26 protein-coding genes and 4 tRNA genes are annotated in these 26,962 nt (G+C 58.3%); 5 read left to right on the top strand and 25 right to left on the bottom strand.

The genetic code is table 11. From position 1 onward, the window contains the following. Positions 1-6: 6 nt before the first annotated feature. From ACWXWJ_RS00915 to ACWXWJ_RS00800, 24 genes are all read right to left on the bottom strand, one after another. The gene (locus ACWXWJ_RS00915) at positions 7-2,274 is read right to left on the bottom strand and encodes a RelA/SpoT family protein (protein ID WP_473963258.1); all 2,268 of its coding nucleotides are present in this window, start codon (positions 2,272-2,274) and stop codon (positions 7-9) included. A 94-nt stretch (positions 2,275-2,368) separates the two neighbouring features. Next, entirely contained in the window at positions 2,369-2,950 is a 582-nt protein-coding gene (locus ACWXWJ_RS00910) for an adenine phosphoribosyltransferase (RefSeq protein ID WP_473963257.1), read from the bottom strand. Positions 2,951-2,978: 28 nt separating this feature from the next. Next, complete coding sequence (locus ACWXWJ_RS00905) at positions 2,979-4,679, bottom strand: ABC transporter substrate-binding protein (protein WP_473963256.1); 1,701 nt, start codon at positions 4,677-4,679, stop codon at positions 2,979-2,981. 48 nt (positions 4,680-4,727) lie between these two features. After that, positions 4,728-6,089 carry a protein translocase subunit SecF gene (gene secF / locus ACWXWJ_RS00900; RefSeq protein WP_293791545.1) on the bottom strand — a complete coding sequence of 454 codons (1,362 nt, stop codon included), beginning with the start codon at positions 6,087-6,089 and terminating at the stop codon, positions 4,728-4,730. After that, complete coding sequence (gene secD / locus ACWXWJ_RS00895; protein WP_293791546.1) at positions 6,090-8,048, bottom strand: protein translocase subunit SecD; 1,959 nt, start codon at positions 8,046-8,048, stop codon at positions 6,090-6,092. Positions 8,049-8,201: 153 nt separating this feature from the next. Beyond that, positions 8,202-8,540 (bottom strand): preprotein translocase subunit YajC, encoded by a 339-nt coding sequence (gene yajC / locus ACWXWJ_RS00890; protein WP_293791547.1) that lies wholly within the window; start codon positions 8,538-8,540, stop codon positions 8,202-8,204. Positions 8,541-8,575: 35 nt separating this feature from the next. Next, a complete protein-coding gene (gene ruvB, locus ACWXWJ_RS00885) occupies positions 8,576-9,694 on the bottom strand; it encodes a Holliday junction branch migration DNA helicase RuvB (protein ID WP_293791548.1) in 1,119 nt (372 codons plus the stop codon). 51 nt (positions 9,695-9,745) lie between these two features. Further along, a complete protein-coding gene (gene ruvA / locus ACWXWJ_RS00880; RefSeq protein WP_293791549.1) occupies positions 9,746-10,381 on the bottom strand; it encodes a Holliday junction branch migration protein RuvA in 636 nt (211 codons plus the stop codon). Then, positions 10,378-10,941, bottom strand: coding sequence for a crossover junction endodeoxyribonuclease RuvC (ruvC, locus tag ACWXWJ_RS00875; protein WP_473963255.1), 564 nt, complete (start codon positions 10,939-10,941; stop codon positions 10,378-10,380). Before ruvC ends, ruvA begins: the two co-directional genes overlap by 4 nt. A 33-nt stretch (positions 10,942-10,974) precedes the next feature. Further along, complete coding sequence (locus ACWXWJ_RS00870) at positions 10,975-11,727, bottom strand: YebC/PmpR family DNA-binding transcriptional regulator (RefSeq protein ID WP_293791551.1); 753 nt, start codon at positions 11,725-11,727, stop codon at positions 10,975-10,977. Positions 11,728-11,843: 116 nt separating this feature from the next. After that, complete coding sequence (gene pdxT / locus ACWXWJ_RS00865) at positions 11,844-12,434, bottom strand: pyridoxal 5'-phosphate synthase glutaminase subunit PdxT (protein ID WP_293791552.1); 591 nt, start codon at positions 12,432-12,434, stop codon at positions 11,844-11,846. 4 nt (positions 12,435-12,438) lie between these two features. Beyond that, complete coding sequence (locus ACWXWJ_RS00860; protein ID WP_448307612.1) at positions 12,439-13,302, bottom strand: acyl-CoA thioesterase; 864 nt, start codon at positions 13,300-13,302, stop codon at positions 12,439-12,441. Then, a complete protein-coding gene (pdxS, locus tag ACWXWJ_RS00855) occupies positions 13,302-14,204 on the bottom strand; it encodes a pyridoxal 5'-phosphate synthase lyase subunit PdxS (protein WP_293791554.1) in 903 nt (300 codons plus the stop codon). The genes ACWXWJ_RS00860 and pdxS overlap by 1 nt, the downstream gene beginning before the upstream one ends. Before the next feature lie 85 nt (positions 14,205-14,289). Next, a complete protein-coding gene (locus ACWXWJ_RS00850) occupies positions 14,290-14,862 on the bottom strand; it encodes a hypothetical protein (protein WP_448307611.1) in 573 nt (190 codons plus the stop codon). Then, positions 14,859-16,022: a glycosyltransferase family 4 protein gene (locus tag ACWXWJ_RS00845; RefSeq protein WP_473963254.1), complete on the bottom strand. Its 1,164-nt coding sequence runs from the start codon at positions 16,020-16,022 to the stop codon at positions 14,859-14,861. Before ACWXWJ_RS00845 ends, ACWXWJ_RS00850 begins: the two co-directional genes overlap by 4 nt. Then, complete coding sequence (locus tag ACWXWJ_RS00840) at positions 16,019-16,978, bottom strand: phosphatidylinositol mannoside acyltransferase (RefSeq protein ID WP_473963253.1); 960 nt, start codon at positions 16,976-16,978, stop codon at positions 16,019-16,021. Before ACWXWJ_RS00840 ends, ACWXWJ_RS00845 begins: the two co-directional genes overlap by 4 nt. Beyond that, positions 16,975-17,643, bottom strand: coding sequence for a phosphatidylinositol phosphate synthase (gene pgsA, locus ACWXWJ_RS00835; RefSeq protein WP_293791559.1), 669 nt, complete (start codon positions 17,641-17,643; stop codon positions 16,975-16,977). The genes ACWXWJ_RS00840 and pgsA overlap by 4 nt, the downstream gene beginning before the upstream one ends. Before the next feature lie 35 nt (positions 17,644-17,678). Continuing rightward, the gene (locus ACWXWJ_RS00830; protein WP_293791560.1) at positions 17,679-18,230 is read right to left on the bottom strand and encodes an HIT family protein; all 552 of its coding nucleotides are present in this window, start codon (positions 18,228-18,230) and stop codon (positions 17,679-17,681) included. Between the two features lie 14 nt (positions 18,231-18,244). Continuing rightward, positions 18,245-20,248 carry a threonine--tRNA ligase gene (gene thrS, locus ACWXWJ_RS00825; protein ID WP_293791568.1) on the bottom strand — a complete coding sequence of 668 codons (2,004 nt, stop codon included), beginning with the start codon at positions 20,246-20,248 and terminating at the stop codon, positions 18,245-18,247. Positions 20,249-20,412: 164 nt separating this feature from the next. After that, entirely contained in the window at positions 20,413-21,681 is a 1,269-nt protein-coding gene (locus ACWXWJ_RS00820; RefSeq protein ID WP_473963252.1) for a Dyp-type peroxidase, read from the bottom strand. Positions 21,682-21,686: 5 nt separating this feature from the next. Beyond that, positions 21,687-22,340 carry a copper chaperone PCu(A)C gene (locus tag ACWXWJ_RS00815; RefSeq protein ID WP_473963251.1) on the bottom strand — a complete coding sequence of 218 codons (654 nt, stop codon included), beginning with the start codon at positions 22,338-22,340 and terminating at the stop codon, positions 21,687-21,689. A gap of 91 nt (positions 22,341-22,431) precedes the next feature. Then, positions 22,432-22,755 (bottom strand): hypothetical protein, encoded by a 324-nt coding sequence (locus tag ACWXWJ_RS00810; RefSeq protein WP_473963250.1) that lies wholly within the window; start codon positions 22,753-22,755, stop codon positions 22,432-22,434. Positions 22,756-22,806: 51 nt separating this feature from the next. Then, a complete protein-coding gene (locus tag ACWXWJ_RS00805; RefSeq protein WP_473963249.1) occupies positions 22,807-23,400 on the bottom strand; it encodes a copper resistance CopC family protein in 594 nt (197 codons plus the stop codon). A gap of 178 nt (positions 23,401-23,578) precedes the next feature. After that, a tRNA-Val gene (locus ACWXWJ_RS00800) sits at positions 23,579-23,653 on the bottom strand. Between the two features lie 253 nt (positions 23,654-23,906). Between ACWXWJ_RS00800 and ACWXWJ_RS00795 the strand changes: the two genes are divergently transcribed. From ACWXWJ_RS00795 to msrB, 5 genes are all read left to right on the top strand, one after another. After that, positions 23,907-23,982, top strand: a tRNA-Gly gene (locus ACWXWJ_RS00795). Positions 23,983-24,020: 38 nt separating this feature from the next. Beyond that, positions 24,021-24,092: transfer RNA gene (locus tag ACWXWJ_RS00790), tRNA-Val, on the top strand. Between the two features lie 36 nt (positions 24,093-24,128). Then, a tRNA-Gly gene (locus tag ACWXWJ_RS00785) sits at positions 24,129-24,204 on the top strand. A 95-nt stretch (positions 24,205-24,299) separates the two neighbouring features. Further along, on the top strand, positions 24,300-25,607 hold the full coding sequence (locus ACWXWJ_RS00780) for a glycosyltransferase family 87 protein (RefSeq protein ID WP_473963248.1): 1,308 nt from the start codon (positions 24,300-24,302) through the stop codon (positions 25,605-25,607). Next, the gene (msrB, locus tag ACWXWJ_RS00775; RefSeq protein ID WP_293790312.1) at positions 25,600-26,025 is read left to right on the top strand and encodes a peptide-methionine (R)-S-oxide reductase MsrB; all 426 of its coding nucleotides are present in this window, start codon (positions 25,600-25,602) and stop codon (positions 26,023-26,025) included. The genes ACWXWJ_RS00780 and msrB overlap by 8 nt, the downstream gene beginning before the upstream one ends. 96 nt (positions 26,026-26,121) lie before the next feature. Here the strand turns inward: msrB and hemQ are convergent, their stop codons facing one another. Then, positions 26,122-26,838 carry a hydrogen peroxide-dependent heme synthase gene (gene hemQ, locus ACWXWJ_RS00770; RefSeq protein WP_473963247.1) on the bottom strand — a complete coding sequence of 239 codons (717 nt, stop codon included), beginning with the start codon at positions 26,836-26,838 and terminating at the stop codon, positions 26,122-26,124. Positions 26,839-26,962: the final 124 nt, after the last annotated feature.

The following is a 26,962-nucleotide window of genomic DNA, read 5'->3' as shown; positions in this document are numbered from 1 at the left end:
ATCCTTCTAGCCGCCGGTCGTCACACGGTAGACGTCATAGACACCCTCGACATTGCGCAACTGGTTCATCATGTAGCCCAGCTGCTTCGTGTCCGACACCTCGAAAGTAAAGCGGATCGTTGCCACCCGGTCGCCCGCTGTGTGCGAATTCGTGGCAATAATCGGCACCTTCTGCTCCGATACAACGCGTGTGACCTCGGAGAGCAATCCATTGCGATCCAGTCCTTCGATCTGGATCGTCACCATAAACACCGCGTTGTGGAAGCTGCTTGCCCACGAAACCTCGATGATGCGCTGTGGCTCTTGATGTAGTTTCTCGGCGTTAGTGCAGTCGGTGCGGTGGACACTAACTCCCCCGCCCTTCGTGATGAAGCCGAAGATCTTATCGCCTGGCACTGGAGTACAGCACTTTGCCAGCTTGGCAGAGAAATCCGACTCACCTTGAACTAGGATGCCGGAGCCATCTCCCCGCCCTTCCTGTGGCGTGTTGGCAATCTTCGATGTGGCGGGGCGAGAATGTAAAACGTCATCCGCCTCGGATTCCGGCTCCACCCCGTCAACCAGGCGGTGGCATACGTTCCCCGCTGTGATCTCTCCCCGCCCAATGGCCGTATATAGTGCCTCGACGTCAGAGTAGTTAAGTTCGCTGGCCAGCAATCGCAGCGATTCGTGCGTAAACAAACGGTGCACCGCAAGGCCACCGCGTTGTGCCTCCGCGGCCAGCATATCGCGGCCTTTTTCTGCAGCTTCTTCACGGCGTTCCTTGGCGAACCATTGACGGATCTTCGCCTTCGCCCGTGGGGAGACGACAATGTTCATCCAGTCCTTCGACGGGCCGGAGTTTTGATCCTTGGAGGTGAATACCTCTACTTTGTCGCCCGTCTTAAGCTTGGATTCCAGCGCCACTAACTTGCCGTTGACTTTCGCGCCAATGCAGCGATGCCCAATCTCCGTGTGCACCGCATAAGCGAAGTCGATCGGTGTGGAGCCGTTCGGCAGCGTAATCGCATCTCCCTTTGGAGTGAATACGAAGATCTGGTTGGTGGATAGGTCATAACGAAGCGAATCCAGGAACTCGTTCGGATCCGCTGCTTCCTTCTGCCAATCCAGCAACTGGCGCATCCACGCCATCTGGTCTACTTCCTGCGACTCGCTATTGTTATTGCCGCGAGTTTCCTTGTAGCGCCAATGCGCCGCGATGCCGTATTCGGCATTATGGTGCATTTCATGGGTGCGGATCTGCACCTCCAGTGGCTTGGTATCGGGCCCAATCACTGTGGTGTGCAGCGATTGGTACACACCAAAGCGGGGCGAGGAGATGTAGTCCTTAAAACGTCCCGGCATTGGCTGATATAGCGTATGGATCCCACCAACCGCGGCATAACAGTCCTTCACGCTATCCACGAGGATGCGTACCCCGACCAGGTCAAAGATCTCGTCGAAGTCGCGGCCGCGGACAATCATTTTCTGGTAGATCGACCAGTAGTGCTTCGGTCGGCCTTCCACGGTGGCATGCAGAGAGCTGCGAGACATTGCCAACTCGATCTCCTGCTTGACCTTGGCCAGGTACTGGTCACGCTTCGGAGCCCGGTCGGCAACGAGACGCACGATCTCGTCGTACTTCTTCGGGTACAAAATGGCGAAGGCGAGATCCTCTAGCTCCCACTTCACCGTCGCCATGCCCAGGCGGTGCGCTAGCGGAGCGATCACCTCAAGGGTTTCGCGGGCCTTTTTAGCCTGCTTTTCTGGTGGCAGGAAGCGCATCGTGCGCATGTTGTGGAGCCGATCCGACACCTTGATCACCAGTACGCGCGGATCCTCGGACATGGCGACGATCATCTTGCGGATCGTTTCTGCCTCCGCCGCGGACCCCAGCACTACCTTGTCGAGCTTAGTGACGCCATCTACAAGACGTGCGACCTCTGTGCCGAAATCGCGGGAAAGATCCTCCAGCGAGTAATCCGTATCCTCCACCGTGTCATGCAGCAGTGCTGCGACCACCGTGGTGGTATCCATACCTATCTCGGCGGCGATAGTTGCCACGGCGAGCGGATGGGTAATGTACGGCTCACCCGACTTGCGCTTAACGCCCTCGTGCAGCCTTTCGGCCGTCGTATATGCGCGGTTGAGCAGAGCCAGATCGGCACGCGGATGAAAGCGTCGGTGCACAGAAATGAGTGGCCCCAGAACCGGATTAATCTTCGGTTTCCCGGTGCCGGTGAGGCTGCGCGCGATGCGGGCCGCCATCCATAGCGAACCCTTTTCGTTGCTCATTACCGCTTACATCCTGCCTATGTTTCTCTAGCTTGTTCTATGTAGTTGTGGGTCTTTTGTGGACGCCACCTACGTCTCAAAGCAGCCGAGCGGGTCAGCCAGCGTGATCGACCACATAAAGTGGCAGATCCTTGAGGCGATCGCGGCCGTCCAACGCAGCCACTTCTAGCACCACGCCCAGTCCGCAGACATTCGCCCCTGCTTTTTCCAGCAGTTCCCGAGACGCGCTCAGCGTTCCGCCCGTGGCCAAAACGTCGTCGATGAGGAACACATTCTTGCCTTGCAGCGGAATGGCATTACCGGCGGGGATCTCCAGGGCGGCCGTGCCGTACTCCAAAGCGTAGTCGACGTGGTGGACAGGAGGTGGCAGTTTACCGCCTTTTCGAACTGCTAGAATGCCCACCCCCAGTTCGTAAGCGACGGCGCTGCCGAGGAGGAAACCGCGCGCATCCAAACCACCAATGAGGTCAATGTCGTAGTTGCGGCAGTGATTTGCCAGATCCTTCACCAGGGCTTTGAACGCTGCGGGATCAGCCAGTACTGGAGTGAGATCCTCAAAGACGATTCCGCGCGAGGGGAAGTCCGGAACGATCCTGATGAGACGGCGGAGTGCCTTGGCGGCAGACTCCGGTTGTTCGGTGCTTGTTGCGGTGGCTGTTTCTTTGGCAGAAGTCAAGCTCTCGGGTCCTCTTCTCTTGTGGCGCTTAGCCGTGCTGCTCGGTTTCGTAGTGCTCACTAGGGTTGGCAGGTTCCGTGGCTTCGGTTCCTACGGCTCCATCATCGTGCTGGTCAGAAGCCCGGCCAGTAGCCACCGGCTCGTCGGATTCGATCCAGCGGTCCATATTCCAGCTCACTCCCGAATCAGAGGTGCTGTCCAACACGTTCGCGGCATGAATCTCAGCCAGGATGGTGCGTGGTTCGGTCACTAGTGGCAGGGTGATGGCTTGCTCGGCAAGAACTGCTTCCGCGGCGCGGATCCCCTTCAACGGAGAAGCCTGGGTGGAGTTCACCTCGGAATTGCGGCCTATTGCCGAGCGGGTATCCAATGCCACGTCGTAATCTACGCCAAGTAGCCCATAGTTTTCAGACTTGCGGGGCACGGCCTCGATCTTTACGCCCGCCTTGGCACACTGAGAAGACAGGGCGTCGACAATCTTTTTATACCGCGGAACGCTATCGAGGAAACCAATCCGAATGGTCTGTCCGTTCAGCAACGTCCGCGCTTGTTCAACGTCGACGGCGGTGTTTGCATCGTTAATGTCGTTGAGGTATCCCCGCAGAGGGTGACCGGGTCCGATGACGCGCAGTCCGGTGGGTTGCACCGCCGCGCCGGTCTCCTTTTCCACTTCCCCGGCCAAAACCTTGCGGTCGATGCAGGCATTGAATGCGCGACGAGCCGCGGGATCCTGCAATACGCCCAAACCGGAAAGGCGGAGTGTATCTGTGCGTTCCGCGTTGGTTTCAACGACGCGGAAATCGTCACTATTCAGCCCTAGGTCGCTTGCTACCTTGCCTGGCTTATCGCCAGCCCCTTGCTCGGTATCTACGACAGAAAGTTGTTTATTGTCCGCAAGCTTCTTAACGTCCGCATCACGCGGCCACAAGTACAACGGAGTCTGGGCGGGCTCCACGCCCTTCCACTCGGGGTTCTTCTCCAGCTTCAGCGACCCATTTTCCTCCTTGCCGCTGATCTTGTACGGCCCCGAAGTCGGCACGTCGGCCGGGTTAGTCTTGTCGAAAGAGAAGACGTCTTGCCACGCCCGACCCAGATCAGTGAGGGTCTGCTCATCGGAAGAATTAAGTGCAGTGACGATATCGTCTACCCCTGCCTTCTTCGCCACGGTATGGGACGGCAAAACCGTGCCGGGGCCAAAGAGTTCGCGGTAGCGCTCTCCGCGCTTATCCGCAAAATGCACGCTAAACTTCTTTGCCCCTGCGGCACATTCCACTTGCTCTACCTGACCGAACAATGGCATATCGGAGCCGAAGAGATCGGGGCGAGTACTGGCCTTGTACGCCAGCAAGAAATCATCGCAAACTACCGGCTTAGCATCGGAGTAGGTCGCTTTCTCATTGATGGTGTAGTCCACGCGCCGCGGGTTGCCCGGCGCAGGCTTTGCAGTGACTAAGTCGCCATTGGGCAGAATCTGACCACGTGGCCCGGAAATGAATGCTCCCGGGTATAGACGGGCGGATACTTTCGCTGCGTCCGTTGCCACGCCAACACCTGTGCCCGCATTGGAGGTGACCAGGTCGCTCGACAGGACATAGCCGAACTGCTCGGGAGTGTTAGCAACACCAGCGTCTTTGCCGCAGCCGGCAAGACCCGCAGCTGCCAGAGCGGCGGATAGAGCCAGCACCATGGTCGCTTTCGTCGACCCGCCTGTGTGCCGTTTGCGGTTCACTGGTCGCCTCCCCGTAGACAAGTTGTGGATGATTGAGGTCAGTGCTAACTACATGCCCGGACGCCAAGATCGCCCGGCGTCCTCGTTCCCGGCTTCGCGCTTGTAGTCCTCCATGGAGTCCTCAGCGCTGTGCGAGCTGCGACGTGCGGACTCCATTCGAGCGTTCGGGCTGGAAACCCCACGCTTGGCAGAACCACTGATCCTTTCGCTGGAGCTAACTGCAGTTGCCGCTGCGGCGTCATCATCTACCGTATCGTGAGCGCTCTCCTTGTCCATGGCGCTTTCAGCTTCCCCAGCTTCTTCGGCAACCACAGCGTCGTCTTCCTCCGCTGCAAGGGAACGAGCGCGCTCCACGCGAGCCTCGTGCTGCTTGTACTTCTTCTGACGCATCTTGAAGGTAACCAACAAAGGTGCGGCGAAGAAGATCGAGCTAAGCGTACCCGCGATCACGCCGATGAATTGCACCAATGCCAGATCCTTTAGCGTACCCACGCCCATGATTCCCACAGCTACGACCAGCAGAGAGGCGATCGGAACCAGCGAGAAGATGGAGGTATTGATGGAGCGCATAATGGTCTGGTTGATCGCCAGGTTTGTTTCCTCGGCATAAGTCGCACGGGTCGAGCCGAATAGTCCGGAAGTATTTTCCTGCACCTTGTCGAACACGACGACCGTGTCATATAGCGAGTAAGCCAGAATCGTCAGCAGGCCGATCACCGTAGCCGGCGATACTTCGAAGCCGATCAGTGCGTAAATGCCGGACACGACCGTAAGGTCAATCAGCAGACAGAGGATCGCGGAGATCGCCATGTCGCGCTCCATGCGCACGGCAATGTACAGGAAGACCACCAGCAAGAACACGCCCAGTGCAATGAGCATCTTCTTGGTAATGCTGTCGCCCCACGACTCGGAGACGGTGGAATCGCTAATTGCGTCCTGGGTTACCTCTCCGGCGTTGTTCTTCGGGTGATACTCGTTGAACAGTGCAGAACGAGCCTCGCGGATCTGCTCTTCGGACAGGCGCTCCGAGGTGATTTCGATGGATTCAGCGTCGCCGCTACCCACGGTTTGAGTAGCCTGCGGGGCAATTCCCGTGGCCTGTTCAAAAACTTCGGACACGCTGGATTCGGTGGCGCCACCAGCCGGTGGCATGGTCATGCGCGTGCCGCCTTCGAAGTCGATGCCCAGGCTGAAGCCGCGCACCACAATCGAAACCAGACAGGCTACGAGAACCGCAACGAGTACGCCATAGAGGCGCCCGCGGTTTTGTACGATACGGAATCCGCCGTTGCCGTTGTATAGCTTTTCGAAGAAACCACCGGCGTTTGCATCGGGAGCGTCTACTGGTTTGGTCTCTGTGGCGGAAAGCTCCGGGGCATTTTTAGCGCTCAAGGTGTCAGCCTTACTCATTTACTTCCCCTCCTTCTTCTTGGAGGTCGGGGTAACCTTCTCGTCGCTGTCTTTATCTGGTGACGCCTTTACGTCTGTCTCGTCGGCCTTTTCAGCCTCTGTTCGAGTGTCTTCCTGACTGTCCTGCTCGGCGTCCTCATCAGCGGAAGTCTCAGAGGATTTGCTCGAGGTCTTTGCGGCTTTGGAACGGAGAGCGTGTTCGTGCGGCTTGCGGCCGTATTTTCGCTCCGCCGCGCGGTAGGCGGCACCGAGGCCATTGAGCTTCGGCGAGGCGAAGAAACGTCGACGGGACATCAGGATCAGCAGCGGCGCAGTCAACAGGAATGCGACCAAGAGGTCGAACAAGGTCGTCAGTCCCAGGGTGAATGCGAAGCCCTTAACATCGCCGATCGCCAGGAAGTACAGGATCACAGCGGCAATCAGGGAGACGATATTACCGGTAACAATGGTGCTCCGGGCCCGCTGCCAGGCGCGTGGCACAGCCGAACGGAAGGTCGATCCATTGCGGATCTCGTCCTTGATCCTTTCGAAGTAGATGACGAAGGAGTCCGCGGTGGTACCGAGGCCGATGATCAGACCAGCGATGCCCGAAAGATCCAGGCTATAGCCGATCCAGCGGCCGAGCAGGACGATAAATCCGTACACCAGAGAGAAAGCGGCAATCAGCGAGAGAATTGCGACAAAGCCCAGGCCGCGGTAGTAAGCCAGGGCGTACAACCCCACGAGCACTAGTCCGACCAGGCCAGCGATCACGCCAGCCTTCAGCGATGCCGCACCCAGTGAAGGCGAGATCGTAGTGGTGGTACCACCTGGCTCGCCGTTTTCACCGACGAAGCTCAACGGAAGCGCACCGTAGCGCAGGTTGTTGGCGAGGTCTTGAGCTTCCTTTTCAGAGAAGCTACCGGTGATCTGGGAGACCTCCCCCGGAGGTGTTGGCGACTGGATCTGTGGTGCGGAGATGACCTTGGAGTCCAGGGTAATAGCCACGCGCTTGCCCATCATCTGCTGACCAAGTGCGTACCAGGTCTCGCCACCCGGGGTCTGGTCACCGGTCTTGAATTTGAAGGTGATGGCCATCTGTGCCGAGTTCGGCTGCAGGCCGCCAGTAATCTGCGAGTTCGTATCAATCATTTCGCCGGTCAGGCGCTCACCGTTCTTCTCGTCGGTTTCGCCCTTCAGTAGCGGCGCCGGCCCCAGAACCATCGGTCCCTGGTCACTACACGTAACCAACGGCTTGGCCGGGTCATCGGAGCCTGCCATCGGATCGTTTTTCTCGCAGTCCATCAGGGATCCGGCGGCCTGCTGCTTGTTGCCATCCGTGCTCTGGCGGTCTGCCTTGAGAATTTCTACCTGCTTATCGCGGCGTTCCTGCTCTTCCACGGAATCTTTTGGTTCCGGCAGGGGCTTGGACGTTACCTTCATCTTCTTAGGTGCATCCTTCAGCCCCAGCTGCGGGAAAGCCTTCACCATGCGATCCAGGCGCTCGTTGGCAAGATCCTCACTAATGATGCCTTGCTGCACCCAAGAGTTAGCCATCTTCTGCAGAACCTTCGGGAAGTCCTTGGTTGGTGCACCTGGCTGGGACTCCGGGCGGAACAGCAGCTGTGACGTCTTACCCAAAGTGCGGGCTTCACCCGCATCCTCGCCCGGCACGGTAATGACTAGGTTATTGCCGTCGGTCACCACCGAAGCGCCGGAAACGCCCATGCCGTTCACACGGTTTTCCAAAATGGTTCGCGCTTGATTCAGTTGCTCCGGGGTGGGCGTACCTCCCTGCGGAACCAGTGTCACGCGGGTGCCGCCCTGCAGGTCAATGCCCAGCTTGGGGCCGAAAGACTTATTGCCCGTGAACATGATTAAGCCCAGCACGATGAGGACGATCACCACAAACGCGGCAATCGCCCGCTTCGGCCACGCGAATCCGCTCCGCGCTGCTGTTCTCTTTTTCTTCTTTGCCACCGCTAAATTACTCCTGCAATCCGGCCGCGCATGGGGTGCCGCCGGTGTAGTAAAACATCTAACCCCGTGATACTAGCGCCTTGCCAGGGGTGTTTTAAACACCAGACACTGCTTAAAGCGCCAACTCTTGGGGGATTTTTGCCACGAATTTCCTTAGTCGTCGGTGTGGTTATCCGACTTTTCTACGTGGCGGTCAGTCAATTGAGTTTCCTGCTGGGAACCGGGTTCCACAGCATCCACGGTTTCCAGGATCGAGATCTTTTCCCAGGTGGTCACAACTCCCTTGGCGATCTCCAGATCAACCGTGGTCTCCCCCACGTGCGCTACGCGACCGTGCAAACCCGAAGTCGTCTTTACAACCATGCCCGGGCCCAGCTGCTCTTGGAAGTCACGAACCTGCTGTAGCCGCTTGTTCTGCTTGCGGATCTGAATCAGCGGCAAGCCGACAAAGACCAGAAGGACGAGGACAATAAGAATAATGTCATTTGGCATAGTGACAATCTTGCCATATCGCCCTACTCGTTCGACTACAGCCCGATGGTGCCCTCCGGCGGTTCTAATCCAATGTGTCGCCATGCCGCCGCAGTAGCCACTCGCCCTCGTGGGGTACGGCTCACCATGCCTGCCCTCACAAGGTAGGGTTCGCACACTTCTTCGACCGTGGACGGTTCTTCCCCTACCGCTAGGGCTAGGGTGTTGACGCCCACCGGCCCGCCACCATGGCCCTTCACCAGGGCTTCGATGACGGCTCGGTCGAGTCTATCCAGTCCGGACTCGTCAACGTCGAACACCAGCAAGGCAGCTCGCGCCACCTCCAGGGTGATCTTTCCGTCCGCATTTACGTCCGCGAAGTCGCGCACTCGGCGTAGCAAGCGGTTGGCAATTCGCGGCGTTCCGCGGGAACGCGAGGCAATCTCTGCTGCGGCGTCACCGTTAATATCAACGCCGAGGATCCCCGCGGCACGTGTGACAACACGGGTGAGATCCGCGACGTCGTAAAACTCCATCTGGGCAGTGAAGCCGAACCGATCTCGTAGCGGCCCGGTCAGCATACCCGCGCGGGTTGTTGCGCCGACCAGGGTAAACGGGGCGATCTCAATGGGAATAGAAGTTGCTCCTGGCCCCTTGCCCACGATCACGTCGATGCGGAAGTCTTCCATCGCCATGTACAGCATCTCTTCGGCGGGACGAGCCATGCGGTGAATCTCATCGATAAAGAGAACATCGCCCTCCATGAGGTTAGAAAGCATGGCGGCCAGATCGCCCGCGCGTTCCAATGCCGGACCAGAGGTCATGCGCAGGGAGGTGCCAAGTTCCTGGGCAATAATCATCGCCATCGTGGTTTTGCCAAGACCGGGCGGCCCGGCCAGCAGCACATGATCCGGTGTGACTCCGCGAGAGCGGGCGCCGCCGAGCACCAGATCCAGCTGAGTGCGCACCTTCGGCTGACCGATGAACTCGTCCAAAGACTTAGGTCGTAGCGAGGTATCGATATCGGTGTCCCCAGAGGTTTCCTGGGGGTTCAGATCGGCGTTTTGAACGAAGCCACCTTGTGCTGCGGCTGAATTTCCCGATGCATTTCCGGGGGCTGAGCTCATGCCAATACCTGGCGGTAGTTTGAATTCTGTCCGCTCGATGTCGCTCATGATTCTTTGATGCCTTCCCTATTGTCGGGCTTGTCCAGCTTGTCCGGCTGCCTATTTGATAGCTGCCAGTGAGGCTCGTAGAAGTGCGGAGGCATCCGGAGCCGACTGTTCTGGCCACTGCGCCAATACGTTCTCGACGGTACTCTGCGCCTTCGATTCGGTGAAGCCTAAGCCCGTGAGCGCCTCGATGACCTGCTCACGTACGCCGAAGGAAACCGCTTGCACATCAGCGGCAGCCCCGGTAGCCCCGGCAATACCCGCAGCAATGCCGTCGGCAATCTCACCGAGATCTGCAACCTTGCCCTTGAGATCCACCGCCATGCGCTCTGCCAAGCGCTTGCCCACGCCAGGAGCTTTTTGCAACGTCTTGTGGTCACCATTGGAAACAGCCAAAGCTAGTTCCTGTGGCGAAATCACCGACAAAATGGCCAATGCGAGCCGTGCTCCCACGCCGGAGACGGACTGCAACGTAGCAAAGGCACGTTTTTCGTCGCGATCTTTAAACACGTAGAGGGTTTGGGAATCCTCGCGCACCACCATAGCGGTGGTCACAAACACCTCCTCACCGCGTGGCAAGTCGCCAATGGTTGTGGCCGTGCCCATGCACTCATAGCCCACACCGCCACACTCGATGACTACAAAATCGAGACCTTTGTCAATGACGGTTCCGCGCAGCGATGCGATCATGGTTTCCCCTTTACTAGATGGTTCAACGGTGCCCTCCAGCAGTGGCATACGGCCAGTGCCAATGCATCCGCCGCGTCCGGTGGCTTTGGCGGTTCACTGAGCCCCAGGATGCGGGTAATCATGCGCGTCATCTGCCCCTTATCCGCCCGCCCATTGCCGCTGATGGACTTCTTCACCTCACTAGGTGTGTACATGTGCACTTCTACCCCACGCTTGGCCGCCGCCAGCATCAACACTCCGGAGGCGTGGGCAGTATTCATCACCGTAGACACATTCGACCGTTCAAACACGCGCTCTAGTGCTACAACGTGTGGTTGGTAGTCGTCGAACCATTGTTCTACCGCCTCAAAAAGCTTGTGCAGGCGCCGCTCCAGCGGCATGTCCGCTGGAGTGCGCACCACCCCCACAGCTACGGGATACACAGCCCGCCCCTTCCCCGCTTGCACTACGGAAAGTCCGCAGCGAGTCAGCCCAGGGTCAATCCCCATAACCCGCAGCCCCGCCAGCGAAGTCGGACCGCCGGCGGGACTACCCCAGGCTGAATTGTGTGGAATACTCATCGTGCCACCAAGAATAGCACAGGTGTTCCAAAACTAGTCGTTAAGCTCCGCGAGGACCTCTTCGCTCAAATCCATATTGGTGAACACATTTTGTACATCGTCGGAATCTTCCAGAGCATCAATCAGGTTAAATACCTTCTTTGCGGTGGACGCATCCGCCGGAACCTCCATGGAGGCACGGAAGTCGAGCTCAACCGAGTCGTAATCGATTTCTGCTGCCTTTAGCGCGTCGCGCACCGCATTCATATCGCTGGATTCACACACGACTTCGAACTTGTCGCCAATGTCGTTAACCTCTTCCGCCCCGGCATCCAGCACGGCCATCAGAATATCGTCCTCGCTGTACTCGCCCTTTTCGAGCACGGCCACGCCCTTGCGCGTAAACAAGTAGGACACCGAGCCCGCATCGGCCATGTTGCCGCCGTTTTTATTCATAGCGGTACGTACATCGGTTGCAGCGCGGTTGCGGTTATCAGTCAGACACTCGATCAGCATCGCTACACCATTGGGCCCATAACCTTCGTACATGACGGTTTCCCAGTTCGCGCCACCGGACTCTTCACCGGAACCACGCTTACGGGCACGCTCAATGTTGTCGTTGGGTACCGAGGACTTCTTGGCCTTCGTGATTGCGTCCTGCAGCGTTGGGTTCGCGCTGGGATCGCCACCACCGGTGCGAGCCGCCACTTCGATGTTCTTAATCAGCTTGGCAAATTCCTTACCACGCTTCGCGTCGTTGGCAGCCTTCTTGTGCTTAGTTGTTGCCCATTTGGAGTGGCCGGACATGTTCCTCTTTCGGTAGTCGGGTTTGTCTTTATCGAGTCCATACTAGACCCCTTCCGCACCGGCCCTGTCACACGCATCGTATTTTTTGGTGACGTCCCCTCACCGCACCACCACAGTTAGTCTGCTGCGCGGTGTTCCTCGACCATCCGCACAAAGTAGCTGTGCACCCGGTCATCCTCGGAAAGTTCCGGGTGAAAGCTACATCCCAGTACGTGCCCCTGGCGTACCCCGACAATAGTTCCATCTGGCAAGGAGGACACAACCTCGACACTATCGCCCACTTCCTCCACCTTGGGAGCGCGAATAAACACGGCCTCCACGGGCGTGTCGATATCTCCGAACGGCAGCTGCGTCTCAAAGGAATCCACCTGCCGACCGAACGCGTTGCGTCTGACTGAGATGTCCATTGCGTGCAGACTATGGGCGTCAGCACGAGTATCAAGAACCCGGTCGGCCAAAAGAATCAATCCAGCACAAGTACCGAACACCGGCAGGCCGTCGGCAATCGCGGCGCGCAGCGGCTCCAGCATTCCACCGAGCTCTAGCAGTTTGGACATGGTGGTGGATTCGCCGCCGGGAAGGATTAGACCATCCAGCCCCTCTAAGTGTTCGGTGCGACGCACAGCGCGAGCCTCATGACCCAAACGTTCAATACTGCGCATATGCTCAACGAAGCCGCCCTGAACGCTTAGCACGCCAATAATCAATGTTCTATTGCTCCTTTAACGGAACCGACTGGGCACCTTCGCGCAGACTGCGGGTCAGACCCTCCTGGGTCACCACAGCCACAAGGTCACCCTGCTGGTTAAAGATTCTTCCGTGGGTTAGTGCTCGTCCGCCGTGTGCGGACGGGGAAATCTGGTCGTACAACAGCCATTCATCAGCGCGGAAAGGCCGCAGGAACCACATGGCGTGATCCAGCGAGGCCTCTTGGAACTCCGCCGGACGGTGCGGTACCAGCGCCGAGGACAACAACGTCATATCCGACATGTAGGCCAGGGTGCACACGTGCAAGGTGTCCACATCCGGCAACCGGGTTTTAGTACGGAACCACACCACCTGCTGGGAAGCCGTGTACTTGTTGTGCTCGTAGTCTTCCGGAGGAACGATGCGAACATCCCAATCAGCCCACTCGTCGCGGAAGAGGCGCTGCACTCGACTCAGAGAATCGGTATCCACCACAATGGACTCCGGATCTGGCACTGCCCGCATCTCGTCGGAGTGCTGCGGACCATGATCGTTCCGGATGTGGAAGCTGGCCTGCATAATGAAGATTGCCTTACCGTCCTGCAACACCTTGACAGAACGGGAGACAAAAGAGCGACCGTCGCGTACGCGGTCAACCAACATCACCGTCGGCACGTCGGGATTACCAGGACCTACAAAGTAGCCATGCAGTGAATGCACGCTGAACTCGTCACTCACTGTGCGAGTAGCCGCAACCAGAGCCTGCGCGGCAACCTGTCCACCATAGGTACGTGCCAACTTCGACGGCAGTGGACTGCCGCGGAAGATGTCACGGTCGATGCGCTCCAGATCCAGGACATCCAGGATCTTCGGACGGTGCGGGCTCATTACCAGCCGCGCTCTGCCAGTCGGTGCGGCTGCGGGATCTCGTCGACATTAATGCCCACCATAGCCTCACCCAAGCCACGAGATACCTTGGCAATCGTCGCCGGGTCGTCGTAGTTCTGGGTGGCCTGCACAATAGCGCGAGCACGCTGCTCCGGGTTGCCGGACTTAAAGATGCCAGAGCCCACGAATACGCCCTCTGCGCCGAGCTGCATCATCATCGCTGCGTCGGCTGGGGTGGCGATGCCGCCAGCGGTGAACAGTACTACCGGAAGCTTGCCATTTGCGGCGACCTCGCGAACCAGCTCATAAGGAGCCTGCAGTTCCTTGGCTGCAACGTACAGTTCATCTTCAGCCATGGAGGTAAGGCGGTTAATCTCCGCGCGGATGGTGCGCATGTGGGTCACAGCGTTGGACACGTCTCCGGTGCCAGCTTCGCCCTTGGAACGAATCATCGCTGCGCCCTCGTTAATGCGACGCAGAGCCTCGCCCAGGTTCGTAGCACCGCAGACAAAAGGAACCTCGAAGTCGAACTTGTCGATGTGGTTCTTGTAGTCGGCGGGGGTCAGTACCTCGGACTCATCGATGAAATCGACGCCCAGGGACTGCAGAACCTGTGCCTCGACGAAGTGACCGATGCGTGCTTTAGCCATTACCGGGATCGAAACGGCGTTAATGATTCCTTCGATCATGTCCGGGTCGGACATACGAGAAACGCCACCCTCAGCGCGGATATCGGCGGGCACGCGCTCCAACGCCATGACGGCGGTTGCGCCGGCATCCTCGGCGATCTTTGCCTGCTCTGGGGTAACGACGTCCATAATGACGCCGCCCTTGAGCATGTCAGCCAGGCCACGCTTCACGCGAGCGGTGCCGGTGTTCGCAACAGGAGAATTAGTAGTCACGATGCTTAATGTCCCATCTTTGAAGAGTGTTAGATCCGTTCTAGTCTAACCTGTCTAGTTCCCGATCCCGCTATTGGGGATTGGCTTATTGGCCTTCCCTACCGCCAGTCTCTTTCGAAGCATCCTGAGAAGCGTCTTGTGAAGAGCCCCGTGAAGAGCCTTGCGAAGACGAACCTTGGGAGGGCGCAGGACTAGAGAGTAATGCCTCGTAGTACTCCGGAAGCGGCGCACGACCTGCCAACCGAAGTCCACGCACCAAAGGACGCGTACGCACGCTTAGGGTGTCAGATACTGCGTCATTGTAGAAACGCGCGGCCAGGTCTACCTTTGCGGAGGCCTCCAGAAAACTGGGGTTGGACCATACCTCCTGCTTGAGCACGCCAAGTAGTTCGTTTTCCACCTCACTGCGTGCCCCCATATCGGTAGCTCGCAGAGCCACCCGGTTCACCTTTGCTACTTCTTGCCCCAGTTCCGGCTGCAACGCAGCGATAACGCTAGAACGAGAGTGCAGCGCGCCCTCCAGGCTTACGCGCGCGGAATCTGTGCGAATGTGTAGTCGATTCAGCCTGCTAGCCATTCCGGATGCCCAAATAGCGATGCAGACAACCAAGATCAGCACCAGCGCGGCGATAAATGCCCACACGGGGAGAGTGATCATGCCAAAGTCACCTTTCTGCCTTTGACGGTCACAGTGTCATAGACCTGTTCCACCTGATCGGTCACCGTCTGCCAGTCGAAATCCACCGCTCGCGTCGAACCCGCTGCCACCAACGAATTCCGGGCGGCGTCATCGCGCAGCAACCCCACGGCCTTGTCTGCCAGATCAGCTGCCGAACCATTACTAAATAAGCGCGCGGAAACACCGTGCTGCCCCACGGCTTCAAAAGCGGGGATATCACTGGCAAGCACCGCGGCTCCGGCTGCCATACCTTCAACAAGGACGATTCCAAAGCTCTCACCGCCGGTGTTCGGCGCCACATAAACATCGCTGGCGCTGAGCGCACTGGCTTTGTCTGCGTCACTCACACGCCCGAGCACCCGCACGTGGGCGTCACTAGGCCCAAGCCCTACGGTGGCCGACAGCCCCAAATCCCTCACACGCTCCACCAGGGCATCCATATCTCCACCACCTGCGATTATCAGCTCTACCTGTGGAACTTCCGCAACGATGCGTGGCATCGCTTCAAGCAAAATCTGCAGTCCCTTACGGGGCTCTTCAAAACGGCCGAGGAACATCAGACGCGGGCGGTGCTCCCCCGGCGAATCCAAACCGGCCAGCGGTTGTGCGCCGCGGTAAACACTGGTTTCCACCCCATTGGGAATAAGCACCGGGTCGCCAGCCAGGTTTTCGACCTGCCAGCGCCGTGCCTCCTCAGACACCGCAATGCCACCGTGGATGCGTTCCAGATACGGGCGCAAAAACGGCAGAGCCATTTTAAGAACCTTCGACTCACTGGCCGACGCATGATACGTCGCTACGATAGGCCCTTCGGCCACCGCCATAGCCATCATCGAATAAGACGGCGAATTCGGCTCGTGGATGTGCAGCAAATCAAACTGATTGTCACGGATCCACTGCTTTAGATGCTTCTTTGTACGCGGACCGAAACTCAAACGCGCAACGGAACCGTTATAGCGGATAGGAATACTGGAACCGCCCAGTTCCACGAAATCCGGCAATCCATCAGCTGACTTACCCGGCCCGATCAGACTTACCTCGTGGCCGCGCTTCCGCAGCTCAGTGCAAAGGTCAATGGCGTGAATCTGCACGCCGCCCGGCTCGTCAAAGGAGTACGGGCACACCATCCCGATTCTCATGCGTCCTCCCCTGGTGACTCTTCCAACCCGAGACGCTGTCGCCGAGACTGTGAGAGATCCGCAAACCACAGTGGCTGTAGCAGGTGCCAATCCTGCGGATCCTGGGCGATTCCGCGAGCAAAATTATCGGCCATTTCCTGCACTATCTGCTGCAGAGTCTGCTCTTCTACTGCCACCGGTGTAACCTCGTGCTCCCAGGTTTCGGGGTCACCGCGCCGTACCGGAGAGGGATCCGTCGAGCCCCCGCGAAAGGCAACTCGAGCAGTGAACAGATTCGCCCCGGTTCGCTGTGCCAACAATGCAGCACCAGCTGGCATGGAGGTCTTTTCCCCAAAGAACTCCACTTCCACCCCGCGCCCAGTCAGATCCCGTTCCCCCATGAGGCACACCGTCCCACCGCCGCGCAAGACTTCCTCCATCTGCTCCAGCGGCGGCACCGCCGATCCGGTCAGCGCAATGATCTTAAACCCAAGAGTTTCCCGGTACTCCACAAATGCCTCGAAGAGGCTCTCCGGCTTCAGCCGTTCTGCCACGGTTGTGAAGGTGCCATAGTGGTGGACCAGCCATACTCCGGCCATATCCCAGTTACCGGCGTGTGGCAGTGCGATCACCGTCCCGCGTCCCGATTGCGCGCTGGCATGCAATAGTTCAAGGGACCCCGGAACGAAGTTGCGGTTGAGTTCCTCGGCCAGCTCGCGCCCCGCCATCGCAGGCAATTGGAAGGCTTCGCGCCAATAGCGCATATAACTGCGCATGGAGCGGCGAACGAGGTCGCGCGTCACGTTTTCTGGTCCGACGACGCGGGCGAGGTTGCGGCGGAGTTGTTCTGGCCCCTTGCCTTTTTGGGACGCCACGTCTGCGCCCCATTCAAACAAAACTTTCGCCAATGGCTTCGGCAACCTGGAGGTCACCTTCCAACCCGCGATATATGCCGCGGCAGTGAGCTTCTCCTTCACTTGTTTCCACCCCCATCCGACGGAAACTCTCGGGCTCCCTCGGGTGCGGCGATGGTCTGAGATGCGGCGTCGGAACGAGCGACGATAACCAAACGCTCGATGACCGTATACAGCGAGCCGGCAGCTAGGATCCACAGTCCCCACGCCAATACATGGGGTATCCCTAGCCCGCCGAGGCCCACGGCCACCAACGAGATGATGAGGCGTTCCGGCCTCTCAACGAGGCCGCCAACAACCTTGATCCCGGAGGCTTCGGCGCGCGCCTTTACATAGCTGGTGACTTGGCTGGCAACGAGGATCACCAGACAGACAGCCATCATGACCTCGTTGGTGGGATCCTGCAGGCCAAACCACAGCACCAGTGCACCGAAGATGGCGCCGTCGCTAAGACGGTCACAAGTGGCATCGAGGGTAGCGCCGAAGCGGGTACCTCCCCCGCGCATGCGCGCCATAGTGCCGTCCACCATATCCGTGGCGACGGTGAGCCCGATCAGAACCGCGGCCGCGAAGTGGTGATCCGTTGGGATGAGCCAGAGTGCGAAACCAATCGCCAAGAGGGTTCCGAAGATTGTCACTGCATTTGGGGAGATCCCCAGCTTGTGCAGCGTCCGGGCGATCGGTTCAATGATGACCGCGGCGGGACCGCGGCCGTGCACACTAAGCATCGCTGAAGTTTTTCTCCCTTAAAAATCGTGACACGCTAGTCGGCGGAACGAGTGATTCTTTCCCAAGCCTCGGCCAACAGTGCGCGCGTCTCCCGCAGCGTCTGCGGCAGCACTTTGGCACCCGTCATGACTGTCATGAAATTAGCATCACCGACCCACCTGGGCACTATATGTTGGTGCAGGTGTGTCGGAATTGAGCCGCCGGAAGCTTTGCCCAGATTGAGTCCGACATTCACTGCATCGGGCTTCGATACAGCTCGCAGAGCCTTAAGCGCAGTTTTCGTAAACTCCGCTAGCTCCGCGGTTTCTTCATCCGTTAGCTCGGTGTAGTCGGCAACCTGGCGATAAGGAACCACCAGCATGTGCCCGGGGTTATAGGGGTACAGATTCAAAACGCAGTACACCGACTGACCACGGGCGACGATCAGGGCGTCCTCATCCGACTGCTCGGGCAGCGTCGAAAAAGGATCCGCAGAGCGTGTCGTCTTCGCAATGTACTGGGAGCGGTACGGCGCCCACAGCCGCTCCAAGCCGCCTTGCAGGTCCGGTTGAGAGCCAGCGCCCTCGTCGATGTACGCGTCTGCCACTGCGGCCTTCCTCCTTATGCCTCCGCCAACGGCTGAACCAGTTCCGCGCTGGGCTGATCGTTGCGACGTTCGCTGATCCAGGTGGAGATGATGCGCAACGCAACATCGCGCGGAACGCCGTTGACCTGAGTGCCGTCCAGGAAGCGGAAGCTCACTGCTCCCGCCTCTACGTCCCGGCCACCGACCAGCAACATGAAAGGAACCTTGCCGGTGGTGTGGTTACGGATCTTCTTCTGCATGCGATCATCGGAGGTATCAACCTCGGCGCGAATGCCCTTCGCACGCAGCTCGGCGGAGAAGTCCTCGAGATACTCGTTGAACTCGTCCGCGACGGGAATGCCCACAACCTGGTGTGGGGCGAGCCAGGCCGGGAAAGCACCTGCGTAGTGCTCCAGCAGCACGCCAAAGAAACGCTCAATGGAGCCGAAGAGGGCACGGTGAATCATGATCGGGCGTTGCTTAGAACCATCCGGGGCGGTGTACTCGAGGTTGAAACGCTCCGGTAGGTTGAAGTCCAACTGTACGGTGGACATCTGCCAGGTACGTCCGATGGCGTCGCGAGCCTGTACAGAAATCTTCGGGCCGTAGAAGGCTGCACCTGCCGGGTCCGGAACCAGCTCCAGACCCGACTTGGTGGCCACACGCTCCAGGATCTCGGTGGAGCGCTCCCAGATCTCATCACTGCCAACGAATTTGTTCGGGTCCTTAGTGGATAGCTCTAGGTAAAAGTCGTCCAGGCCGTAGTCGCGAAGCAGGGAAATGATGAACTCCAGCACCGTGGTCAGCTCTTGCTCTAGCTGATCTTCAGTGCAGTAGATGTGGGCGTCATCCTGAGTAAAACCACGAGCGCGAGTCAGGCCATGGATCACGCCGGACTTTTCGTAGCGATACACAGTGCCGAACTCGAACAAACGCAATGGCAGCTCTCGGTAGGAGCGACCGCGTGAGGCAAAGATCAGGTTGTGCATCGGGCAGTTCATCGGCTTGGCGTAATAATCCTGCGCCGGCTTGGTGACATTGCCCTCCTCGTCGGTTTCCCCGTCCAGCTGCATGGGTGGGAACATACCGTCGGCGTAGAAGTCCAAGTGGCCGGACTTCTTAAACAAGTCGCCCTTGGTGATGTGCGGGGTATTAACGAAGCTATAGCCGGAGGCAATGTGGCGCTTTCGGGAGTGCTCCTCCATCTCCAGACGCACAATTCCGCCAGCTGGGTGGAATACCGGGAAGCCCGATCCGATCTCATCCGGGAAGCTGAATAGATCCAATTCCTGGCCCAGGCGACGGTGATCGCGCTTTTCTGCCTCGGCCATCATCGTCTGGTAGTCGGCCAGCGCTTCCTTCGATTCCCACGCGGTGCCGTAGATACGTTGCAGACCGGCCTTGGACTGGTCACCTCGCCAGTAGGCAGCGGAGGAACGCGTCAATGCAAAGGCCGGGATGTAACGAGTGGTGGGCACGTGCGGGCCACGGCAGAGGTCGTACCACTCAACCTCGCCGGTGCGCGGGTTGACGTTGCTGTACGCGGTCAGCTCACCAGACCCGACCTCGACGGCTTCGTCGGAATCCGGATCCACATTGCCCTTATCGGCAATCAGCTCGGTCTTAAAAGGCTCTTCCGTGTATTCGGCACGGGCCTGCTCGACATCTCCATATGCCTTACGTTCGAACTTCTGGCCAGACTTGATGATCTTCTTCATCGTCTTTTCCAGCTTGTTCAAATCCTCCGGAGTGAAGGGCTCTGGAACCTGGAAGTCGTAGTAGAAGCCGTTGTCGATGGCAGGGCCGATACCTAGCTTGGCACCAGGGAACTCCTTTTGCACAGCCTGCGCCAAAACGTGGGCGCAAGAGTGGCGAATGACCCCTCGCCCCTCGTCGGTGTTGGCTGGAACGGCAGTAACCTCAATGTCCTGCTCCGGGGCCCACGAAAGGTCGCGCAACTGGCCCGCGTTGTCCCCCTCAGCTTCCTTGACACAGACAATGGCCTCTGGCCCCTTGTTCGGCAACCCCAGCTCGCGCATTGCGGCGCCGGCCGGTGTGCCGGCTGGCACCCGGAAGGTAACGGGTGCTTGATTCGCTTCAGCGGCTGGGTTGTTTGCGGGGGTACTCACTTGTAGATCGCGCTCCTTCTCGGGCTTTCAGTGACGGTCACATACCTGGTGACAGTCCTCAACGACCGTAGATTCTACCCCTCTAGGAACTGCTGGCCCCAGTACGCCCCGTTTTGGGTGCCAGGTAGTACCCAGAACACCGCCGATCCCACGTGAGTAATCCACTTATTCAGGCGATCCTTCTCCGCCAACCGCTTCTGAAGCGGCGTAAAAGCTTCGTCGGGATCGGCCTGGAAGCAGATGAAAATCAAACCGGTGTTGCCCAGAGGGGTGATCTCGTTGTCCCAGTTGTAGGCGCGACGTCGAATACGCGTCCCCTCACCGGCACTGATTCCGACGTGGCTGCGCTCGTCAATCAACGGCAGGCCGTCTTCACCAGTCTTGTTGAGGTCCACTGGGTCGAATTCATCTTTGCCACCCAGAGGTGCGCCCGTATCCACGTGGCGCCCAAAGACGATCTCGCGCGACTGGCGATCCAGCATCTCCCATGCGGGCATATCGAAGACAATGCGACGTACCACCATGGCGCTGCCGCCCTGGTCGTCCCAGATGGATTCGTCGTATTCCTTGTCTGTTCGGGGGATGGCAGTGCCGTCCTTGAATCCCAACAGATTGCGGGGGGTTTCGCCGGTAGGCGAATCGACAAATCCGCGCTGGGTCCACTTCGGCGTCGCATAATCGCGTCCGCCGCGGGTAAGTACGCGCGCTGCATGGCTGACCGCCGTTAAGTCGTCACCGCAGATCTGCAGTACGACGTCGGCGGCACCAAAATCCTCATTGAGCTTGTCGCCCTTGAATTTGGGAAGCCCGTTGAGGTTCTTCTTCACCCAGGAAGGCGCCTCACCCATCAAGCCTGCATCCTTGATCAGCTTCGGCCCCCACCCCATTGTCACCGTTAGGTTCTGCGGGGCGACGGTTAGCTCATGCTCAAGATCTGCCAGAGCGGTCTCGCCCTGCGTCATTGAGCGCGCATCACCAGTCCAAATCCGCATCAAGCGATTCAGGTTTTTCTTGAGTCCGCCGTTCGGCAAGCCCTCCCTCTTGAGATCGAAGGCCACAACCAGTGCGTGGGTCTGCGAATCTTCCTGGATGCCTGCTTGGTGCGGGCCGTCGAAGGTGATCTTTCTTATTGACGCCTTGTCTCCAGCGGAATCACTTCTAGTCGAAGCATTGGAGTTATCCGTAGTGTTGCAGGCTGCCAGCACCGATGCGGCGCCGGTGACTCCTAGCCCTGCAAAGAAGCCCCGTCGGGAGAGCTTATGGCTCGTGTCGGGCTTAGTGGCTGTGGGCTCGGGATTCGAAGCGTCAAAGGAATTAGAGCGCGAATGTACGGGGTCAGGCATGGCGATTAGTGATTGTGCTCGTGCGTGTGCTCGTGATCATGCATGCCGTCCATTTCGCCGCTCTTCTCGGCACCCTTCTCGCCACCACTGTGGTCGTAGTGTTCGTGGGTGGACTGCTGTACGCGGACCGGAATGTTATCGAGCTTGTATTCCGTGCCGTCTTTGTCCACGAGGGTCAGATTTAGAGAGTCACCGGCGGAGAGTTCTTCCTTGACCTCCATGATCATGATGTGGTCGCCACCTGGTTCGAGCACCTTGTCCTCGCCAGCTGGAACAACGAACTCGGAGACCTGCTTCATCTTGCCGTCCTTATCGACGGTGTGCAGTTGATAGTCGGCTCCTTCGATGTCACCCTTTACCTCGGAAATCGAGATGTCCTTGTCGCTGCCATTGTGCAGGGTGCCGAAAGCTGCGGTCATCGACTTCTCGGAGCCCTTAGCGGTGACGTAAGCATCGCTAATCTTTAACTCTTGATTGTCGCTCGCTTCACTCGCGCCGTCCTTAGCTGCGGAGGACTCAGCCGCTGAAGTCGCTGTAGAGGAATCCTTCTTGTCTTCCCCGCTATCGGAGCATGCGGACAGAACCAAAGCACCACTTAGTGCGATGGCAACCATGGATGCAGCGCGCTTCTTGGAAGCGTTGAGGGAGGTCAGAGACATAACGAACCTTTCGTTCAAAAAGGCGTTGGGAGCCTGCCACCATCACTCCCCGACCCGGGGTACGCCCCGGGACGGACAAGTTGTGCGAACCCTAGTGGTTCGCGTGCTGGTTGGCAGCACCCGACGCGGATGCTGCGCCGGAGGCGGTTGCCTCGGCGGAATCGGTGGCCATACCGTTCATCTCAGACTCCTCAGTCTGGAGATCAGACTCAGAAGCAGACTCCGTAGCGGACTCAGATTCATTGGAGTCCGTCGCTGCTTCCTGTGTGGACTGAATGCTCGGGGTGGCCGGACCGGTGGTTGCGGTGTCCTCGCGCGTGCCGCCATCGTTCTCATGCGGAGGGGTGCAGGCGGAAAGTGCAAGGGCAGTAGTCAGAGCCAGTGCGGCGGCGGTTACAGAGCGGAACTTCTTCACGGGAATTCTCCTGATCAGGTAATCGTCAACTATTCATGAGGCAAAGAATTTCTAGTCTTTCTTCACATCACGAAAGCGTGCGATGGCGATTGCCAAAGCACCTACAATTACGACGATACCGCCCAGGGGCAATAACCAGGAAGGAACACTCGGAGACTGCTCCCCCTGTGCCCCCTCCTTTGGTTCACTCCCCGTATCGGAATTGTTGTCGCCACCTTCAGCCTGGAGAGTGAACTCCACGCTGCCGCGGGTCGAGTGACCATCGGAGCTAGTGATCTGGTAGCCCACGATGTACTTCCCGTTTTCCTTCTCAGCCTGCACGTCCGGCGGGACGTCCAGGCTCAGCTCGCGACCATCCGCTTTCGGCTCTCCACGGAACAGCACTTCACCATCGCGGGACAACGCGAGGGTGTTGAAACCGTCCTGCGGTTCGCCAGAAAACTCCAAAACGAGTTTTTCCGGCAGATGGTCAACCGTGGAGTTGGCCTCCGGGTTCGACTTCAGCACCACATCATGGGCCAAAGCTGGAGAGCTGACCCCAACGGAAGCGACTGCGACCGCACCTGAAACTGCGAGGGCGCGGGCGAGCGGGCGTCCAAAAGAAGAAACACGGCGAGGCATGTAAACGGTGAACCTTTCTGTCACGACACTGCTTACACCTTAGCGCCGAAGCCTGAAACCCTTTTGCCGGGCACACGCTTCGATCGCTGGAGAGGTAGTCGTGTGTGTAGCCGCAACGGTTCCCAAGCATGCACGCATGGGGGCGAATGCTGGGGGTAGGAATGCAAAAACCGCCCAGCGATATTGCGCTAGGCGGTGTGCATGGTGGTCCCAACTGGGTTCGAACCAGCGACCTTTCCGGTGTGAACGGAATGCTCTTCCACTGAGCTATGGAACCTTTAGGCTATGTAACCTTAAGCGACCTTGCTGACCGCTGGGAATGAAAGTTACCACCAGCGAACCGCCAAGACCAAAAGCAGTTCGGCCGTAAATTTCAACTATGTAGTTCTAGGGCGCCTAGTATGCCTCCTAAACCTCCACCAGAGGGCTTATCTACCTGGTGATTTGTGAACTGCAAGACTAACAGGCTAGTGTTTGTTGTCGCAGCAACGATGCATTGCTCTTGAATGTAAAGCAGAGTGACTGTGAATGCGGATGTAGCGCAGTTGGTAGCGCATCACCTTGCCAAGGTGAGGGTCGCGAGTTCGAGTCTCGTCATCCGCTCCACGCTCAAGCCCTTTCAGGCGGCTTGGGTTGTCGTTTTAGCGCGTTTAGCTCAGCGGGAGAGCGCTTCCCTGACACGGAAGAGGTCACTGGTTCGATCCCAGTATCGCGCACGAGCAGTCGCCGTACTGTTACGGTGGTTGATCAATGCGGATGTAGCGCAGTTGGTAGCGCATCACCTTGCCAAGGTGAGGGTCGCGAGTTCGAGTCTCGTCATCCGCTCCACTTTTTTAAAAGGGGCCCCTAGCCCCTTTTTTCGTTTACTACCTGCGGCGTGGCAGGGAGCTTGGTGTAGTATCCGAGGCTAAAATCTACCGGCGATGAACGCCGAAAAAACAAGCTCCACCCGCGTAGACACTTCCCGGCTGTTGTGCTGGGTCTTCTGGCCTTTGGCCGTGATGACTTTTATCCACCGGGTGTTTGTGCTCCCATGGAATGCGCGGGCAACTGATGACTTTGGGACGGTCATCTCGGCTCTGTACAAGTTCCGTGCCCACGAGGCCATCTATGATCAGGACTATTCGTCAACGGATCCGCACTACCTCTACTCCCCCGGGGCTACGTTGCTACTGAGTCCGCTGTCGATAGTGTCCAACGTCGATGCTGCGCGTGCACTGTATGTCTTCGCCAATGGTGTGGCGGCGGTGCTGGCGGTAATGGTGCTCACGAAGTTGTTTAATTTCCGCTGGAGTTCCTGGGTGCTGCCGGTAGGCATCTTCTTTCTCTTTAGCACCGAGTCAATCTCCAACACCCTGAGCTTCGGCAATATCAACGGCGTACTACTTCTGGCACAATCCCTTTTTCTGTGGCTGCTACTTAACAACCGCGGTCTGCTGGCTGGGCTAGTTATCGGATTGGCCATCACCGTGAAACCGCAGTTCTTGCCCCTACTGTTCATCCCGCTTATGCGGCGTCAGTTCTCTGCAATTGCAGGTGGCGTGGTAATTCCGATCATTCTCAATGTCATTGCTTTCCCTCTGACCAATAACGGTGGCGATTACTTCGACAAGCTACTGCCCTATCTCGGTGGCGTACGCGATTTCGCGAACTCCTCCATTCCCGGCGTCGGCGTGTATTTCGGGTTCCCCGACTGGACAATCTGGTTGTGGCGAATTCTCGCCGCTATCTGCGTGGTCGTCGCCGTCGCCATGCTGCTGCGCTTCCGCGATCGCGAGCCGGTAATGTGGGCGACCACTACGGCTGGGGTGTTGCTTACCGGTGTATTCCTTATCAGCGGCCTGGGACAGATGTACTACTCCATGCTGCTCCTTCCGATGATTTTCACCGTGCTGTGTTCCCGCTCCATCATGCACAGCCCCATGGCCTGGCTAGGCGTTTATTTCTTCTTCAGCCTCGATACCTGGTCCTCCGACCGTTGGGTGAACTACGGACGCGTGGCGGAATACACGCGAGGCACAATTGGTTGGTCTCTATTGATCTTCACTGCCGCGGTGGTTTCGGTGCTCTGGTTTATTGGGGATCGACGCCACAACGTCCACCCCTGGGGAGATCTACACACCAATGGCCTTTTCTACCGGGATAAATCCCCCCGCACCTCGGTAAAAAAGCACAACAGAATAGCCACAGGTTCAGTCAAGAAGGAAGCAGAAGAAAAGACTCATGGTTGAACTCAACCCCACCACTGATTTCCGCGCTCTTACCGACGAGGAGTGGCGCGATCGTCTCTCCCCTGAGGAATTTGCAGTACTGCGCCAAGCCGGCACAGAGGCGCCTTTCAAGGGCGAATACACGGATACCGAAACCGAAGGTATCTATGCCTGTAAGGGCTGTGGCGCGGAGCTTTTCCGCTCGACCGAGAAATTTCACTCGCACTGCGGTTGGCCAAGCTTCTTCGATCCAAAAGACTCGGACGCGGTCATCACCCGCGTCGACGACTCCTTGGGTATGCGTCGCATTGAGGTGTTGTGTGCCCGGTGCGAAAGCCACCTAGGTCACGTGTTTGAAGGTGAGGGTTACCCCACCCCCACCGATTTGCGCTACTGCATTAACAGCATCGCACTGACTCTGAAGCCAGCTGCGCACTAGTCCCAGCTAGTCTGGTCCAGGCTGGGCTAATCTAGGTTGGGCTAATCTAGGCCGATCCGATCTAGCCACAGGCTACCGGGTTCTTCTCAGTGGACTTTAGGCCAGCGATTCCACGAAGGTTGACAGCTCTTCCTTGGAGCCATTGATGCGACGTCCCGTAAAGAACGGGATTTCCTCGCGCACGTGGTGGCGCGCCTCCGTGTAGCGCATCTTGTGCATTAGTTCTACGATGCGCTCCAATGTCGGAGACTCAAAGGCCAGAATCCACTCGTAGTCGCCCAGTGCAAAGGCCGGGACGGTGTTCGCACGGACCTCGTCGAAGCCGAGAGCGGCCTTGCCGTGCTCGCGCAGTAGGCGGGAACGCTCGGCGCGCTCCATGGTGTACCAGTCGTAGCTGCGGACGAATGGGTAGACGCAGATCCAATCGCCCGGCTCCTCGCCCATGATGAAGGACGGCAGGTGGGCCTTGTTGAATTCGCTCGGGCGGTGCAGACAAGTGTTGGACCACACCGGCTCGCAAGCCTGTCCTAGCTTGGTTTCCTTGAGGAAGCGACGGTAGGCAACCTGCAGATCCTCCATCTTTTCTGCGTGCCACCAAATCATGACGTCAGCCTCGGCGCGCAGTGCGGACAGGTCGTAGACGCCGCGGATCGCCAGGTCCTCATCCTCAAAGGAATCAATGAATGCCTGAAAATCAGCAGCTACCTCCGAGCGATCCCCCAGCACGCCAGGCTCGATCTTGAAGACCGAGTAGGTGGCGAAGCGAACGACGGCGTTGAGACGCTTGATTTCCTGCGCGTTCAGTTCAGTCATGGTGTTTAGCCTCTTTAGCCTTTCTTGATATGTGCTCGCGCGCTGCCCGCATGACGCGGGACAGACGCATGTGAAATCCAATTTACGCCACTTCTGTGGCTCTAGGGCTTGGCCGTGGCCGGGG

This window comes from Corynebacterium sp. p3-SID1761, from assembly GCF_055862885.1.
Note: the sequence above shows the minus strand (reverse complement) of the source record. Positions and strands in the feature narration are given on the sequence as shown.